The organism is Pseudomonas putida (assembly GCF_001941965.1).
Lineage (GTDB): Bacteria > Pseudomonadota > Gammaproteobacteria > Pseudomonadales > Pseudomonadaceae > Aquipseudomonas > Aquipseudomonas putida_L.
This window is the reverse complement of the sequence record NZ_MKZO01000067.1, coordinates 241435-254856: the sequence shown is the minus strand read 5'-3', so window position 1 is coordinate 254856 and position 13422 is coordinate 241435. Positions and strand designations below refer to the sequence as shown.

The 13422-nt window shown below is 63.3% G+C and carries 16 protein-coding genes; 8 read left to right on the top strand and 8 right to left on the bottom strand.

Annotation, left to right across the window (positions count from 1 at the left end):
• Nucleotides 1–200: 200 nt before the first annotated feature.
• From PSEMO_RS28725 to PSEMO_RS28710, 4 genes are all read right to left on the bottom strand, one after another.
• Complete coding sequence (locus PSEMO_RS28725; protein ID WP_075806255.1) at nucleotides 201–446, bottom strand: type II toxin-antitoxin system Phd/YefM family antitoxin; 246 nt, start codon at nucleotides 444–446, stop codon at nucleotides 201–203.
• A gap of 138 nt (nucleotides 447–584) precedes the next feature.
• The gene (locus tag PSEMO_RS28720; RefSeq protein WP_075806254.1) at nucleotides 585–1376 is read right to left on the bottom strand and encodes an OmpA family protein; all 792 of its coding nucleotides are present in this window, start codon (nucleotides 1374–1376) and stop codon (nucleotides 585–587) included.
• A gap of 47 nt (nucleotides 1377–1423) precedes the next feature.
• A complete protein-coding gene (locus tag PSEMO_RS28715; RefSeq protein ID WP_075806253.1) occupies nucleotides 1424–1852 on the bottom strand; it encodes a DUF4398 domain-containing protein in 429 nt (142 codons plus the stop codon).
• A 342-nt stretch (nucleotides 1853–2194) separates the two neighbouring features.
• Nucleotides 2195–2539, bottom strand: a complete 345-nt coding sequence (locus PSEMO_RS28710; protein WP_075806252.1) for a pilin assembly protein — start codon at nucleotides 2537–2539, stop codon at nucleotides 2195–2197.
• 128 nt (nucleotides 2540–2667) lie between these two features.
• On the opposite strand from PSEMO_RS28710, the gene ppc reads away from it, so the two are divergent.
• The 7 genes from ppc (at nucleotide 2668) to PSEMO_RS28675 (ending at nucleotide 9821) form a co-directional block, all read left to right on the top strand.
• Nucleotides 2668–5295, top strand: coding sequence for a phosphoenolpyruvate carboxylase (ppc, locus tag PSEMO_RS28705; protein ID WP_075806251.1), 2628 nt, complete (start codon nucleotides 2668–2670; stop codon nucleotides 5293–5295).
• A 266-nt stretch (nucleotides 5296–5561) separates the two neighbouring features.
• Nucleotides 5562–6209: an adenylate kinase gene (gene adk, locus PSEMO_RS28700; RefSeq protein WP_075806250.1), complete on the top strand. Its 648-nt coding sequence runs from the start codon at nucleotides 5562–5564 to the stop codon at nucleotides 6207–6209.
• Nucleotides 6210–6296: 87 nt separating this feature from the next.
• Nucleotides 6297–6971 carry a tRNA (adenosine(37)-N6)-threonylcarbamoyltransferase complex dimerization subunit type 1 TsaB gene (gene tsaB, locus PSEMO_RS28695; protein WP_075806249.1) on the top strand — a complete coding sequence of 225 codons (675 nt, stop codon included), beginning with the start codon at nucleotides 6297–6299 and terminating at the stop codon, nucleotides 6969–6971.
• Between the two features lie 131 nt (nucleotides 6972–7102).
• Nucleotides 7103–7390 (top strand): hypothetical protein, encoded by a 288-nt coding sequence (locus PSEMO_RS28690; protein ID WP_075806248.1) that lies wholly within the window; start codon nucleotides 7103–7105, stop codon nucleotides 7388–7390.
• Between the two features lie 4 nt (nucleotides 7391–7394).
• Nucleotides 7395–8264, top strand: coding sequence for a DUF72 domain-containing protein (locus tag PSEMO_RS28685; RefSeq protein ID WP_075806247.1), 870 nt, complete (start codon nucleotides 7395–7397; stop codon nucleotides 8262–8264).
• A gap of 29 nt (nucleotides 8265–8293) precedes the next feature.
• Complete coding sequence (locus tag PSEMO_RS28680; RefSeq protein ID WP_075806246.1) at nucleotides 8294–9124, top strand: isocitrate lyase/PEP mutase family protein; 831 nt, start codon at nucleotides 8294–8296, stop codon at nucleotides 9122–9124.
• Nucleotides 9125–9131: 7 nt separating this feature from the next.
• Nucleotides 9132–9821, top strand: coding sequence for an extensin-like domain-containing protein (locus tag PSEMO_RS28675; RefSeq protein ID WP_075806245.1), 690 nt, complete (start codon nucleotides 9132–9134; stop codon nucleotides 9819–9821).
• On the opposite strand, the gene PSEMO_RS28670 is transcribed toward PSEMO_RS28675, so the two are convergent.
• Nucleotides 9818–10438, bottom strand: coding sequence for an energy transducer TonB (locus tag PSEMO_RS28670; protein WP_075806244.1), 621 nt, complete (start codon nucleotides 10436–10438; stop codon nucleotides 9818–9820). The genes PSEMO_RS28675 and PSEMO_RS28670 overlap by 4 nt on opposite strands.
• Nucleotides 10439–10529: 91 nt before the next feature.
• Here PSEMO_RS28670 and PSEMO_RS28665 point away from each other — a divergent pair, with 91 nt between their 5' ends.
• On the top strand, nucleotides 10530–11309 hold the full coding sequence (locus tag PSEMO_RS28665) for a class I SAM-dependent methyltransferase (RefSeq protein ID WP_075806243.1): 780 nt from the start codon (nucleotides 10530–10532) through the stop codon (nucleotides 11307–11309).
• A gap of 137 nt (nucleotides 11310–11446) precedes the next feature.
• On the opposite strand, the gene PSEMO_RS28660 is transcribed toward PSEMO_RS28665, so the two are convergent.
• The 3 genes from PSEMO_RS28660 to PSEMO_RS28650 form a co-directional block, all read right to left on the bottom strand.
• A complete protein-coding gene (locus PSEMO_RS28660) occupies nucleotides 11447–12082 on the bottom strand; it encodes a TetR/AcrR family transcriptional regulator (RefSeq protein ID WP_075806242.1) in 636 nt (211 codons plus the stop codon).
• A gap of 123 nt (nucleotides 12083–12205) precedes the next feature.
• Nucleotides 12206–12442 (bottom strand): hypothetical protein, encoded by a 237-nt coding sequence (locus tag PSEMO_RS28655; protein WP_075806241.1) that lies wholly within the window; start codon nucleotides 12440–12442, stop codon nucleotides 12206–12208.
• A 566-nt stretch (nucleotides 12443–13008) separates the two neighbouring features.
• A complete protein-coding gene (locus PSEMO_RS28650) occupies nucleotides 13009–13242 on the bottom strand; it encodes a Phd-YefM (protein WP_081430358.1) in 234 nt (77 codons plus the stop codon).
• Between the last annotated feature and the right edge of the window lie 180 nt (nucleotides 13243–13422).

The window sequence follows — 13422 nt, the reverse complement described above, 5'->3', positions numbered from 1 at the left end:
GGTTTACCTGCGATGGAGCGCGTAGCGGTCCCAAAACCTGCCACGCCAGGGTATTTGGATAAATGCGATCAACCAGGCGCTGAATCTGAATCCAATGGAGACTCTTGACTCGTGCTGGATGGTTTTGGGACCGCTTTGCGGTCCATCGCAGGTAAACCAGCTCCTACACCGACCGTGTCGCTCTGGAGGAGGGTGTTTCGTCAGTTGCCCGCGATCAGCTCATCGATGTCCACCCGGACTGCAGGCTCGCCCTGCCGCTGGCGTACCAGCTCCGCCAGTCGGGCATCATCGATCATTTCCAGCATCGCTTCGTAACGCTCGGGTGGAACTGCATAGAAGGCGGGTGCATTTCTATCGAGGATGACCACCGTGTAGCCATTGGCTGCACGCAGAACACCCATAGGGTCTTTCTTGAGATCGGCAAGTACTGCGAATGTTTTGGGCATGGCACCAAGTCCGTCTGAATTCACGCTAACAGTTCGGGATTCTTGGCTCTCAAGCAGTAAATATCACTAGGATCTTTTCCCAGCGATACGCAAAAAAAATCCCGCCAACCGGCGGGATTTTTCGTCACAGCCTGCAGGTTACTGCGCGCTGCTCATGCTGCTACGCGGTGCCACTGGCTGGTTGTCGTTGGAAATGGTCACTTCCACCCGACGGTTCTGCGCACGACCGGAGTTGCTGGTGTTGTCCGCGACTGGATACTCCTTGCCATAACCCTGGGCGACGATGCGGGTCGGGTCGACACCGGCACGTACCAGCGCCATGCGCACCGAGTTGGCGCGGCGCTCGGACAGGGTCTGGTTGTAGTTGGCGCTGCCGACGCTGTCGGTGTAGCCCTCGACGATCACCTTGCGGTCAGGGTTTTCCTGGAGGAACTGCGCCAGCTTGGTGATGTTCGGGAAGGCGCTGCTTTTCAGCTCGGCCTTGTTGAAGTCGAACAGCACGTCACCGAAGGTCACCAGGGTGCCGCGGTCGGTCTGCTTGGCGTTGAGGCTTTCCTGGAGCTTCTTGATCTGCGCGTCACGGGCATCCAGGCGGGCCTGGGCGCGTTGTGCGGCGGCGTTCTTCAGGTCGGCTTCGGCAGTGCGCAGGGCGATGGTCTGCTTGGCCACCTCGACGCGCTGGTTGGTCAGGTAGGCCAGTTGGTCGACCTTCTTGTCGTCTTCCTTGTCCATGTAGGCCTTGTCGGCCTTGTTCAGCCAGTCCTGGGCGTCCTTGGTTTCAAGGGCGGCGACCTTGCTCGATTGCGGGTCGCTTTGCAGGGCGGAGAAGTTGGTCCGGGCCGATTCCAGGTTTGGGTTCGGCTGGTGAGCGCAGGCAACCAGGCCCATGCTGACGGCCAGGAGGGCGGGAATCATCACGTGGTTACGCATAGTGTTCGTCCTTTGATCGATTTCGAATGCACGGAGCGCGGCGGCGCTTACTGCTGCGGCTGCATCGGGTCAGCGGCACGCATGCCTTCCTCACGTACGTCCTGGACGCCCTGGCGGGCATCCTGCACGGCTTTCTGGGCTTTCATGGCCTGCGCCTTGCGCTCGGCGACGCGGGCATCCCACTCGGCCTGTTCGGCGAGGATCTTGGCTTCGTCATACTTCTTGTCGTGCATGGCGATTTCGGCTTGCTTGAACTTGTCCTGCGCGGCCTTCATCTCGACGGCGGCGTATTCGGTGCCACCGGCACTGACCGCCGAGTTCACCGCCGACTGGGTCACGGCGTACTGCTCGGTAGGTGGCTTGCCAGCACAACCGGCCAGAACCAGGCTGCTGCCCAGGGCCAGGGCGGCCAGCTTGATCCCGCGCAGTTGGAACGGGGATTTTTCGATGCGGGTCTTCATGGTGGTCAACTCCATTGGAACACTCCTGATGAACATCCGTAACAGTCCATCGACACGCCTCTCCGGGCGGGCCGGGAGGTATTTTTGCCGTAGTGGCTAATGGGTGGGAGTCGAACGATTTTTGAAAAGTTCACAAAAAGTGCCGCTTGATGGGCGACTTTTTCTGACTGATTGGTCAGTGGGATAGGACGGGAACTTTTGCGGGGATGGAGCGGTATTCATCGGTCTTGCGGCCGCTGGAGACCCCTGTGGGAGCTGGCTTGCCAGCGATGAGGCCAGATCGGGCAACCTCATTGCTCATGCCGGCCAAATCGCTGGCAAGCCAGCTCCCACAGGGTGGCCAGTGTGTCAGTGATATCAGTGGGTCGAACCATCCTTGCCACTGCTCAACGCATGCAGATGCCGTCGCGACAGCGCCAGAAACCGCGGCGTTGGCCCGACATCCTCATACAGCGGATCGCCCTCCTCATCGGTAGCGATCACCTGCCGCCCCTGGATATACGGGAAGCTCGCCTCCAGCTCTTCCAGCGCCGCGCCCAGCAGCTCGCCGAGCAGTTCCTCCGGGGTGCGTTTCGGATACATCTCGGCCAGCGCCGCCAGGCGCGCCGAGGCTTCCACGTCCAGGTGCAGGACATGACCGGTCGGGCTCAGGCGGCCTGTGGCGTTCTGTTCCCAGCTCTGCGCAAGTTCGCGAATCTTCATGATGCCCTCCGTAAAACCATTGGGACTGGTTAAAGCGTAGCCAGTTCGCTTGAGCCTGCGCCTTGAAAGCACGACCGGTAGTGGGGCACTCTGCAAGAAAGGCAGTTTTTCCAGGGTGGAGAAGGTTGATGACCGATATCGATGCACGCTTGCGGGAAGATGTTCATCTGTTGGGCGAGCTGTTGGGCAATACCGTGCGCGAACAGCACGGCGAGGCATTCCTGCAGAAGATCGAGGCGATCCGCCATAGCGCCAAGGCTGATCGCAGCGGCGGTGAGGAACAGCTCAGCTCGACCCTCGCCGACCTCGCCGACGACGAACTGCTGCCGGTAGCCCGGGCCTTCAACCAGTTCCTCAACCTGGCCAATATCGCCGAGCAGTACCAGCTGATCCGCCGTCGCGACGCCGATCAGCCCGAGCCCTTCGAGGCCCAGGTGCTCCCCGAACTGCTGGCCCGCCTCAAGGCTGCCGGCCACAGCGACGACGCCCTGGCCCGCCAGCTCGGCAAGCTGAATATCGAACTGGTGCTGACCGCCCACCCCACCGAGGTGGCGCGGCGCACCCTGATCCAGAAATACGACGCGATCGCCGCGCAACTGGCTGCCCAGGACCACCGCGACCTGACCCCCGCCGAGCGCGAGCAGGTCCGTGAGCGCCTGCAACGGCTGATCGCCGAGGCCTGGCACACCGAGGAAATCCGTCGCACCCGGCCAACTCCGGTGGACGAGGCCAAGTGGGGCTTCGCGGTGATCGAGCATTCCCTCTGGCACGCCATCCCCAGCCATATGCGCAAGGCCGACAAGGCCCTGCACGCGGCCACGGGCCTGCATCTGCCGCTGGAGGCGGCGCCGATACGTTTCGCCTCGTGGATGGGCGGTGACCGTGACGGCAACCCCAATGTCACCGCCGCCGTCACCCGCGAAGTGCTGTTGCTGGCACGCTGGATGGCGGCCGACCTGTTCCTGCGTGATGTGCACTCCCTCGCCGCCGAACTGTCGATGCAGGAGGCCAGTCCGGCCCTGCGCGCCAAGGTCGGCGACTGCGCCGAACCTTACCGCGCCGTACTCAAGCCACTGCGCGAGCGCCTGCGGGAAACCCGGGCCTGGGCCCAGTCGGCGCTGACCACGGCGCAAGCCCCGGGTCCGCTGGTGCTGCAGGACAACCGCGAACTCTTCGAACCGCTACACCTGTGCTTCGAGTCCTTGCATGAATGCGGCATGGGCGTGATCGCCGACGGGCCGCTACTCGACTCCCTGCGCCGCGCCGTGACCTTCGGCCTGTTCCTGGTGCGCCTGGACGTGCGCCAGGACTCGGGTCGGCATGCCGCTGCCCTCAGTGAAATCACCGAATACCTCGGTCTTGGCAGCTACGCCGAATGGAACGAAGAAGCGCGCATCGACTTCCTCCAGCGCGAACTGGCCAGCCGCCGCCCGCTGCTGCCGCCGCACTACAAGCCCCAGGACGACACCGCCGAAGTGCTTGCCACCTGTCGCGAGATCGCCGCGGCCCCGGCGGCATCCCTGGGTTCCTATGTCATCTCCATGGCCGGCGCCGCCTCCGATGTGCTGGCGGTGCAACTGCTGCTCAAGGAAGCCGGCCTGCAACGGCCGATGCGCGTGGTGCCGCTGTTCGAGACCCTGGCCGACCTGGATAACGCCGGGCCGGTGATGCAGCGCCTGCTGTCGCTGCCGGGTTATCGCAGTGGCTTGCACGGCCCGCAGGAAGTGATGATCGGCTATTCCGACTCGGCCAAGGACGCTGGCACCACCGCCGCCGCCTGGGCGCAGTATCGGGCCCAGGAAACCCTGGTGCAGATCTGCCGCGAGCAGGAAGTCGAGCTGCTGCTGTTCCACGGTCGCGGTGGCACCGTCGGTCGTGGCGGCGCGCCGGCCCACGCGGCGATCCTGTCGCAGCCGCCGGGCTCGGTGGCCGGGCGTTTCCGCGCCACCGAACAGGGCGAGATGATCCGCTTCAAGTTCGGCCTGCCGGATATCGCCGAGCAGAACCTCAACCTGTATCTGGCCGCCGTGCTGGAAGCCACCTTGCTGCCGCCGCCACCGCCGCAACCGGCCTGGCGCGAGGTGATGGACCAACTGGCCGCCGACGGCGTGCAGACCTATCGCGGCGTGGTGCGGGAAAACCCGGATTTCGTCGAGTACTTCCGCCAGTCCACGCCAGAGCAGGAACTGGGCCGCCTGCCCCTGGGCAGCCGCCCGGCCAAGCGCCGTGCCGGCGGCATCGAAAGCCTGCGCGCCATCCCGTGGATCTTCGGCTGGACCCAGACCCGCCTGATGCTGCCGGCCTGGCTCGGCTGGGAAGCCGCCCTGAACAACGCCCTGGCCCGCGGGCAAGGTCCGCTGCTGGCGCAGATGCGCGAGGAGTGGCCGTTCTTCCGCACCCGCATCGATATGCTGGAGATGGTCCTGGCCAAGGCCGATGCGGAAATCGCCGCGTCCTACGACGAACGTCTGGTGCAACCAGAACTGCGACCTTTGGGTGAACAATTGCGCGACCTATTGTCGCAGGCGTGCCAGGTGGTGCTCGGCCTGACCGGGCAACCGGTGCTACTGGCGCACAGCCCGGCGACCCTGGAGTTCATCCGCCTGCGCAACACCTACCTGGACCCGCTGCACCTGCTCCAGGCCGAGCTGCTGGCCCGCTCCCGGGAGCGCGAAGCCGCTCTGGACAGCCCGTTGGAGCAAGCCCTGCTGGTGACCGTGGCGGGTATCGCGGCGGGGTTGCGCAACACCGGCTGACGTTCGGATGAGTGTCTGCGGGATGTCGGAATGCATCCCGCAGCTTGTAAGAAATGACCCTATAAAGAGCGGGTTGCGATGGGCGCAACCTGTATACACCGTGGCGTCCTGTCGCAGGTTTTTCCGACTTTCGACCGCTTGTATGGTCCCCATGCGCTGTGTATCTTGGGCAGCCTTTTGACCGATTTATGGTCATCGCCCGATTTCCTGCGATTCGCCAATCTCGCGAATCCATTGATTTGCTTATAAAAAATGAGGAGCACAAGATGCGCGTAATTCTGCTGGGAGCTCCCGGGGCCGGTAAAGGTACTCAGGCAAAGTTCATCACCGAGAAATTCGGTATTCCGCAGATCTCCACCGGCGACATGTTGCGTGCCGCGGTGAAGGCCGGCACTCCGCTGGGCCTGGAAGCCAAGGCCGTGATGGACGCTGGCAAGCTGGTCTCCGACGACCTGATCATCAACCTGGTCAAGGACCGTATCGCCCAGCCTGACTGCGCGAACGGCTTCCTTTTCGACGGTTTCCCGCGCACCATCCCTCAAGCTGAAGCCATGGTCGCCGCTGGCGTTGCCCTGGATGCCGTGCTCGAGATCGCTGTCGAAGACGAGGAAATCGTCCAGCGTATCGCCGGTCGCCGTGTTCACCTGGACTCCGGCCGCGTTTACCACATCGTCTACAACCCGCCGAAGGTTGAAGGCAAGGATGATGTCACCGGCGAGGACCTGATCCAGCGCCCTGACGACAACGAGGAAACCGTGCGCGGCCGCCTGAAGGTCTACCACGAGCAGACCAAGCCGCTGGTGGACTTCTACCAGAAGCTGGAAGCGGCTAACGGCAAGCCGAAGGTCAGCCACATTCCAGGCGTCGGTTCGGTCGAATCCATCACCGCCAAGGTGCTGGCAGCCCTGAGCTGATCCCTTTCGTTGTGTCGCCAACGGCCCGCTCTTGCGGGCCGTTGTCGTTTATACTGCCGCTCTTTTTTTCTTGCCTGGAACACCCCGATGACCACCTTGCTGGCCCTGGATACCGCCACTGAAGCCTGCTCCGTCGCCTTGCTGCACGATGGCAAGATCACGAGCCACTACGAGGTGATTCCACGCCTGCACGCGCAAAAGCTGCTGCCGATGATCCAGACCCTGCTGGCCGAGGCCGGCGTGGCGCTGTCGGCGGTGGAGGCGATTGCCTTCGGTCGCGGTCCGGGCGCGTTCACCGGTGTGCGCATCGCCATCGGCGTGGTCCAGGGCCTGGCCTTTGCCCTGGAGCGCCCGGTGTTGCCGATCTCCAACCTGGCGGTGCTGGCCCAGCGCGCGCTGCGTGAGCACGGTGCTACCCAGGTGGCATCGGCCATCGATGCGCGCATGGACGAAGTCTATTGGGGCTGCTATCAAGAAGTAGCAGGGGAGATGCAATTGCAGGGCGCCGAGGCGGTACTGCCGCCCGAGCAGGTTGCGCTTCCCGACGGCGCGGCTGGCTCATGGTTCGGTGCCGGTACAGGCTGGGGTTATAGCGAGCGCCTGGCGGTAAAGGTCGAAGGTCAGGACGAGAACATGCTGCCTCACGCGCTGGACCTGCTGACCCTGGCGAAATTCGCCTGGGACCGCGGCGAAAGCGTGCCGGCCGAGCAGGCCCAGCCGGTCTACCTGCGCGACAAGGTGGCGACGCCGAAGAAGGCATGATGACCTTCGGTCGGTTATCGCCATTCGCCGTAAACCAAAATGTGTATATGTGGTCCAGTTATCAGTAGGGCATTTGCAAGGGATCTCAGGTGCCGCTAAATTGCCATCATCACCCCTGAGTCTTTGTTGCCATGCGTATCGACGGCTTTTCCTCATCGAGTTACCCGCTCAAGCGCCCCCAGCGCAAAGGGCCGGTGCGCGTTGAAGAATCGGAAGACGATATCGTTGGCGAGGTCGAGGCGCAGCCTGCCAGCAGCAATGCCCAGCGCGCCACGCCCAACCTGCCGGCCCGTCCGCAGGACATGATCTTCCCCCGCGCCCGTGACCGGCGCACCGCTGGCGCCCTGGCCAGCTACCTGACCACCGCAGGTTTCGTGGATTGGGAGATGGAAGTGCTGGGGCTGGATCTGTACATTTGAGCCAATGAGCTCAGCATCCCTACCTTATTTCCTCGGTTGTCCCTCCTGGAGCGAAAACGCCTGGCGCGACTACCTGTATCCCTCCGACGCGAAAAGCACCGATTTCCTCGGCCTGTACTGCCAGGTGTTCAATGCCGTCGAGGGCAATACCACCTTCTATGCCCGTCCGGCGCCAGCCACCATCGAGCGCTGGGCCCAGGTCATGCCCGCGCATTTCCGCTTTACCGCCAAGTTTCCCGGCGATATCAGCCATAGCGGCGATCTGTACGCCCAGCTCGAAGCGGCGCGGACCTTCGTGCAGTTGCTCAAGCCGCTGGGTAAGCGGGTTTCGCCGTACTGGCTGCAACTGCCGGCGATGTTCGGCCCGGCGCGGCTGGGCGAGCTGATGCACTTTATCGACGAGCTTGGCGTGCCGGTGGCGGTCGAGGTGCGCAATGACGCCTTCTTCGCCAAGGGCGAGGAGGAGCGTCAGCTCAACCGCCTGCTGAACGAGCGCGGCATCGAGCGCATCTGCCTCGATCCGCGGGCGCTGTTCAGTTGCACGTCCCGCGATCCGAGCGTGCTGCATGCCCAGTCGAAGAAGCCACGGGTGCCACCACGGCCTACGGCGTTCAGCCAGCAACCGCAGGTGCGCTTTATCGGCCACCCTGAGCTGGAGGCCAACGAGCCGTTCCTGGTGCAGTGGCTGGACAAGGTCGCGGCCTGGATCGAGGAAGGACGCAGCCCTTATGTTTTCCTGCATACCGCTGACAACCGCCTGGCGGCGGCTTTGGCCCAGCGTTTCCATCATGGCTTGATGGAACGCCTGCCCGGGCTGGCGCCTTTGCATGAACCCGACCGGGGGCCGCAGGTCGAACAACTCGGACTGCTTTGATTTCCCCTCGTCTGCCTGGGAGTTCCACCATGGATGTGCAAACCCTGCGTGCCGAAGCCTTCAAGGCGCTGCACGAACGCCCCGGAACCTTCGTCATTCCCAATCCCTGGGATGCCGGCTCGGCCAAGCTGCTGGCCAGCCTTGGCTTCGAGGCCCTGGCCACCAGCAGCGCCGGGCTGGCCTTTGCCCTCGGCCGGCCGGATGCGGAAGGTGCGGTGAGTCGCGACGAGACCCTGGCCAATGCCCAGTCCATCGTCGATGCCACCGCCCTGCCGGTGGCGGCGGACCTGGAGAACGGCTACAGCGAGGAGCCCAGCGGTTGCGCCGAAACCATCCTGCAGGCGGCGAAGATCGGTCTGGTGGGCGGCTCCATCGAGGATGCGACCGGGCGCGAGGACGAGCCGATCTACAACTTCCACCGCGCGGTGGAGCGGGTCGAGGCTGCCGTCGCGGCTGCCCGCAGCCTGGATTTCCCTTTCATGCTCTGTGCCCGTGCGGAAAACCTGCTGCACGGGCGCAATGACCTGGACGACACCATCGCCCGCCTGCAAGCCTTCGCCGAGGCGGGAGCCGATGTGCTCTACGCGCCCGGCTTGCGGACTGCCGAAGACATTCAGCGGGTGGTGAAGGCGGTGGCGCCGAAGCCGGTCAATGTGCTGATGGGGCTGGCAGGTGTGGATTTGAGTTTCGAAGACCTCAAGGCGCTGGGCGTGAAGCGCATCAGTGTCGGCTCGTCCCTGGCCCGGGTCGCCTATGGCGCCTTCTTCGAGGCGGCGACACGGATGCGCGGGGAAGGGCGCTTCGACCATGGCGACAAGGCCATGACCTTCGCCCAGCTCAACGACCTGTTCCGCCGCTGAGGTGACGATGCGCTACGGTGGACTGGTGCTGATAGCGGTGCTGGCCGGCGTGGCGCTGTTCGGCTGGCGACAGGGCTGGCGTCTGCCGGATCAGTGGAATCCCTGGGCGCCGCTGGATGTGCGTCAGCCACCCAATTTCCTCACGTCGTGGAAACTCGGTCGTCTGCGTGACGACCCGCAGTTGTGTGCCGAGGTCCTGGCGACGTCTGGCCTGCGTTACAGCCGGCAGGCGGATACCACCAGCGGCAACTGCCCGCTGACCAATGTGGTCCGCGTCCAGGGCGCAGAAGTGAGGCTGAGCAGCAGCTTTCTCGCCACCTGCCCGGTTGCGGTGGCTTTTGCCCTGTTCGAGCGCCATGGCCTGCAACCGGCGGCGCAGCGGGTGTTCGGGCAGCCGGTGGCGCAGGTCGATCATCTCGGCAGTTATGCCTGTCGCAATGTCTACAACCGCGCCGAGGGTCGTCTCAGCCAGCACGCCACGGCCAATGCCCTGGATATCGCTGGCTTTCGCCTGAAGGACGGCCAGCGTATCGAACTGCAAAAGGACTGGAGCGGGGATGGCCCGAAGGCGCGGTTCTTGCGCGAAACGCGGGATGCTGCCTGCGAGAGTTTCAATACGGTGCTGGGGCCGGACTACAACGCCGCCCATCACAATCACTTTCACCTGGATATGGGGCGCTGGCGGGTCTGTCGTTAGGCGGCGATGCGCACGTTGTTCAGGACGACCGGGCGGGCCCACTGGATATCGAAGTCCAGGTCGTGCTGCTGCTTGGCCAGGGTGGCGTCGTCGAACGGCTCGGCTGCCGGGTCGAGCAGCTTGCGCTCCAGTTCGGCGATCGGCAGGTGCAGCGGGTAAGGCGACGGCGCCGGGCCGGGCTCGGGGTGCGGATGGCCCTGGCTCATGACCACCGGGCGCACCCAGTTGTTGCTGATATCCAGTTGGCGCTGTTGCTCGATCAGTTCGGCGGCGCTGAAGGGTGGGGCGGGTTTGTCCAGCAGGTCCAGCTCGAACTCGGCGATCGGCAGGAACAGCGGCTCAGGCGGGGCGATCTCGGTATCGGTGACGTTGCACAGGCGCTGGCTCTGGATCTGTGCCAGGGTCTGGCTGCCGGTGATCGGCTCGCCGGTCTCGACATCCGTTTCTTCAACCGGCAGCGGCTCGCGCACCACGCCTTCTTCCTGCTGCGCGGCCAGGGCGCGGGCGAAGAAGTCCCCCCACAGGTGGCTGACGCCGCCCAGGGCCTGGGTGTTGTGGCGGCTGTAGTCACCGACGGGTGACAGGTAGCCTGAGGGAAGTTGAAGAATCTCTGACATGGTTGTCGAAGAGCTCTGGCAAAATGGCGCGATACTGTGTGTATCGGCCGCTGGTGCCGATCTTTAACTTTTTTTGAGCAGGAAGGTGAGCGTGGAGCAGCAGGTCGAAGGCGGGATCCGGGTCGAGGCACTGGACGCCGGGTATCAGGCGCAGGCCGAGCAATGGGCAGCGCGCCTGGGCTTGCCGCTGGTCGATGCCGAGGCTGCGTTTGCCGTGCAGGTTGGGGGGGATGGCTTGCAGATCCAGCAGCTCGGGCCACAGGCGCCGGGGCCGGTGCGGGTGGACTTTCTTGAAGGCGGTGCGGCCCATCGGCGGCTGTATGGCGGCGGTGCCGGGCAGATGATCGCCAAGGCGGTGGGCATTGCCCAGGGCGTGCGGCCTCATGTGCTGGATGCCACGGCCGGGTTGGGCAAGGACGCGTTCGTGCTGGCGACCCTGGGTTGCCGGATGCAACTGATCGAGCGCCAGCCGCTGGTGGCGGCGTTGCTGGAGGATGGTCTGGCGCGGGCGGCCAAGGACGACGAGGTGGGCGCGATCGTGGCGCGCATGGAATTGCTGCAGGGCAACTCCATCGAGCGCATGCGTAACTGGGAGGGCGAGCCGCCGCAGGTGATCTATCTCGACCCGATGTTCCCGCATCGCGACAAGAGCGCGTTGGTGAAGAAGGAAATGCGCGTGTTCCGGCCGCTGGTCGGGGATGACCTGGATGCGCCGGCGTTGCTCGAAGCGGCTTTGGCGCTGGCGACCCACCGGGTGGTAGTCAAGCGCCCGCGCAAGGCGCCGATCATCGAGGGGGCGAAGCCGAGTCATAGCCTGGAGGGGAAATCCAGCCGGTATGACATCTACCCGAAGAAAGCGCTCAAGCCCTGACTTGATTCGATCTGACAGACACCAAAAAAACTGTGGGAGCTGGCTTGCCAGCGATGAGGCCGGCACTGACAAAGATGTTGTCAGATCGGGCCCAATCGCTGGCAAGCCAGCTCCCACAGGGGGTTGTGGTGTCCGGACTAGACGCGATAAGCCCGCAGAAACAGCTCCACCACCTCCCGCACATGGGTCTCGGCTTCCTCAGCCTCCAACGGCCCGGCACACCCCAGCAGCAACCTGAAGTTCGCCCCGCCCTTGAGCAGGCAGAAAAAATGCTCCGCCGCGGTAGACGGATTCGCAATCCGCAGCATGCCGCGCTCATCAGCCAGCTTCAGCAATACCTCGGTTTCCCGCAGCACCCGCGCCGGCCCTGCTTCGAAGAACATCTGCCCGAGCTTCGGGTCCTGCGGACCCTGGGTAATGATCAGGCGATGCAGCTTCACCGAATGATCGCTGTTGATCAGCACCTGGAACCCCCGGCCGATCTTCATCAGCACCTGTTCCAGCGGCACGCCTTCGGGCAACTCGAAGATCAGCCCCGGCAACTGCGCCTGGCAGGTGGCGATGATCGCCTCGGTAAACAGGTTTTCCTTGTCGTTGAAGTGGCTGTAGACCGTCAGTTTCGACACACCTGCCGCTGTCGCGACCGCATCCATGCTGGTGCTGGCATAACCATTGGTGAGAAACAGTTCCTTGGCGGCTTCGAGGATGGCCTGGCGCTTGGCCAGATCCTTGGGCCGTCCTGGGCCGTTGGATACGGTGGGATCTTGGGACATGGGTCACTTTTGCAGGGTTTGAAGCGGGAGATAGTACAACGCGGGCGAGGCGGGGTCAGGTCAGGTTGTCGAATTGCCGTAATCGCGACGGCCCGAAGGCTGTCGAACCGTCGCGATTGGCGGTTACACCACCACGTCCAGTGTTGCCGCCGAAACCTTCAGCAAGGCACGGGTGATCTGCATCTGCAGGATGGCGTCGTTGACCCGCTCCTGTTGTTCAGTGCTGGCATGCTCGGCGATTTCATGGGCGATGTTCATGGCGCTGTCGAGGTGCTGCTGCGCCAGATGGATGGATTTTTCGTGGGAGATCCCGGCGCGGACGCACAGGACGGGAGGTGGATCGGGGACGAGTTTTTTCATGGTGTATCTCTATGGCCGTTGATCGGGATTTGCCTTGTCCGCTGTCAAACGGAGGGTGGCAACTGTGCGCGGGTTGACAGACCAGGGGCCATAGAAAGCCTGGCGCACCCGAAGGTGCCCACACGCACAGCCGCCATAGCAACCGAGCGTAATGACCCCAAGAGCCTGTCAAAGCCCTGTCGTTGATTTTTCAACGACCGACGGAGACTAGGTGTGATCTCTGGGGAACGCAACGACTGATAGGGCCGGCGAGTATGCTTGGGAAATTGCCTACAAGAAAGTCGGAAATCGGTGAAGTTTCGTAGCTATATGCAACAGAATTCGTGTGGGAGCGAGCTTGCTCGCGAAGGGGCGCGGAGCGGCCCTGAAACCAACCACTTCAACGTGTCAGGAAGTCCGAGGGCGCAGGTTTTGCGACGGTTCGGCAAACCGACAAGCTACGCTTCTGACTGCGACAACTTCATTAGCCAAGGAGGCAATTGTGCGTGGGTTGACAGACCGGGTCATAGGCATCCCGGCGCACATAAAGTGCCCGCACGCACAATTGCCATTACCTGCGCCACTGCCTACTTGAACCGAGCGGCCATGTCTTCAAGGCTCACCGTTTTCTCTTCGTCCAAGGTGGACAGGCGATCGATGGCGAGCCGTTCGGCGCGAAGGTCTTCGAGTTCATCCTGCAGCGCTTGATAGGACTTCACTCCGATCAATACGGCGGCGGGCTCGTTGTCCTTGAAGATGACCAGATGAGAGTGCTTCCCGCTGGTAACTTCCTTCAATTTCGCGCTGAAGCTTCGAACCATCGCGGTAGCAGACACCGCCTGCTCAGCCCGGTCAAGAAGTGCACTCATGGCATTTGCCTCAATATGTTTACAGAGGGTGGCCGCACTGAATGCGCGACGTATGAGGTGGATTATATGCAATGTAATACGTAAAACAATGCGCATTTTTTGATCTGTTCAGGACGAAAAATCTACCTTCCC

What these genes read in the sequence shown, in the direction of transcription:
- PSEMO_RS28725 (WP_075806255.1), bottom strand. Translation starts at nt 446, where the DNA reads ATGCCCAAAACATTCGCAGTACTTGCCGATCTCAAGAAAGACCCTATG.
- PSEMO_RS28720 (WP_075806254.1), bottom strand. Translation starts at nt 1,376, where the DNA reads ATGCGTAACCACGTGATGATTCCCGCCCTCCTGGCCGTCAGCATGGGC.
- PSEMO_RS28715 (WP_075806253.1), bottom strand. Translation starts at nt 1,852, where the DNA reads ATGGAGTTGACCACCATGAAGACCCGCATCGAAAAATCCCCGTTCCAA.
- PSEMO_RS28710 (WP_075806252.1), bottom strand. Translation starts at nt 2,539, where the DNA reads ATGAAGATTCGCGAACTTGCGCAGAGCTGGGAACAGAACGCCACAGGC.
- ppc (WP_075806251.1), top strand. Translation starts at nt 2,668, where the DNA reads ATGACCGATATCGATGCACGCTTGCGGGAAGATGTTCATCTGTTGGGC.
- adk (WP_075806250.1), top strand. Translation starts at nt 5,562, where the DNA reads ATGCGCGTAATTCTGCTGGGAGCTCCCGGGGCCGGTAAAGGTACTCAG.
- tsaB (WP_075806249.1), top strand. Translation starts at nt 6,297, where the DNA reads ATGACCACCTTGCTGGCCCTGGATACCGCCACTGAAGCCTGCTCCGTC.
- PSEMO_RS28690 (WP_075806248.1), top strand. Translation starts at nt 7,103, where the DNA reads ATGCGTATCGACGGCTTTTCCTCATCGAGTTACCCGCTCAAGCGCCCC.
- PSEMO_RS28685 (WP_075806247.1), top strand. Translation starts at nt 7,395, where the DNA reads ATGAGCTCAGCATCCCTACCTTATTTCCTCGGTTGTCCCTCCTGGAGC.
- PSEMO_RS28680 (WP_075806246.1), top strand. Translation starts at nt 8,294, where the DNA reads ATGGATGTGCAAACCCTGCGTGCCGAAGCCTTCAAGGCGCTGCACGAA.
- PSEMO_RS28675 (WP_075806245.1), top strand. Translation starts at nt 9,132, where the DNA reads ATGCGCTACGGTGGACTGGTGCTGATAGCGGTGCTGGCCGGCGTGGCG.
- PSEMO_RS28670 (WP_075806244.1), bottom strand. Translation starts at nt 10,438, where the DNA reads ATGTCAGAGATTCTTCAACTTCCCTCAGGCTACCTGTCACCCGTCGGT.
- PSEMO_RS28660 (WP_075806242.1), bottom strand. Translation starts at nt 12,082, where the DNA reads ATGTCCCAAGATCCCACCGTATCCAACGGCCCAGGACGGCCCAAGGAT.
- PSEMO_RS28655 (WP_075806241.1), bottom strand. Translation starts at nt 12,442, where the DNA reads ATGAAAAAACTCGTCCCCGATCCACCTCCCGTCCTGTGCGTCCGCGCC.
- PSEMO_RS28650 (WP_081430358.1), bottom strand. Translation starts at nt 13,242, where the DNA reads ATGGTTCGAAGCTTCAGCGCGAAATTGAAGGAAGTTACCAGCGGGAAG.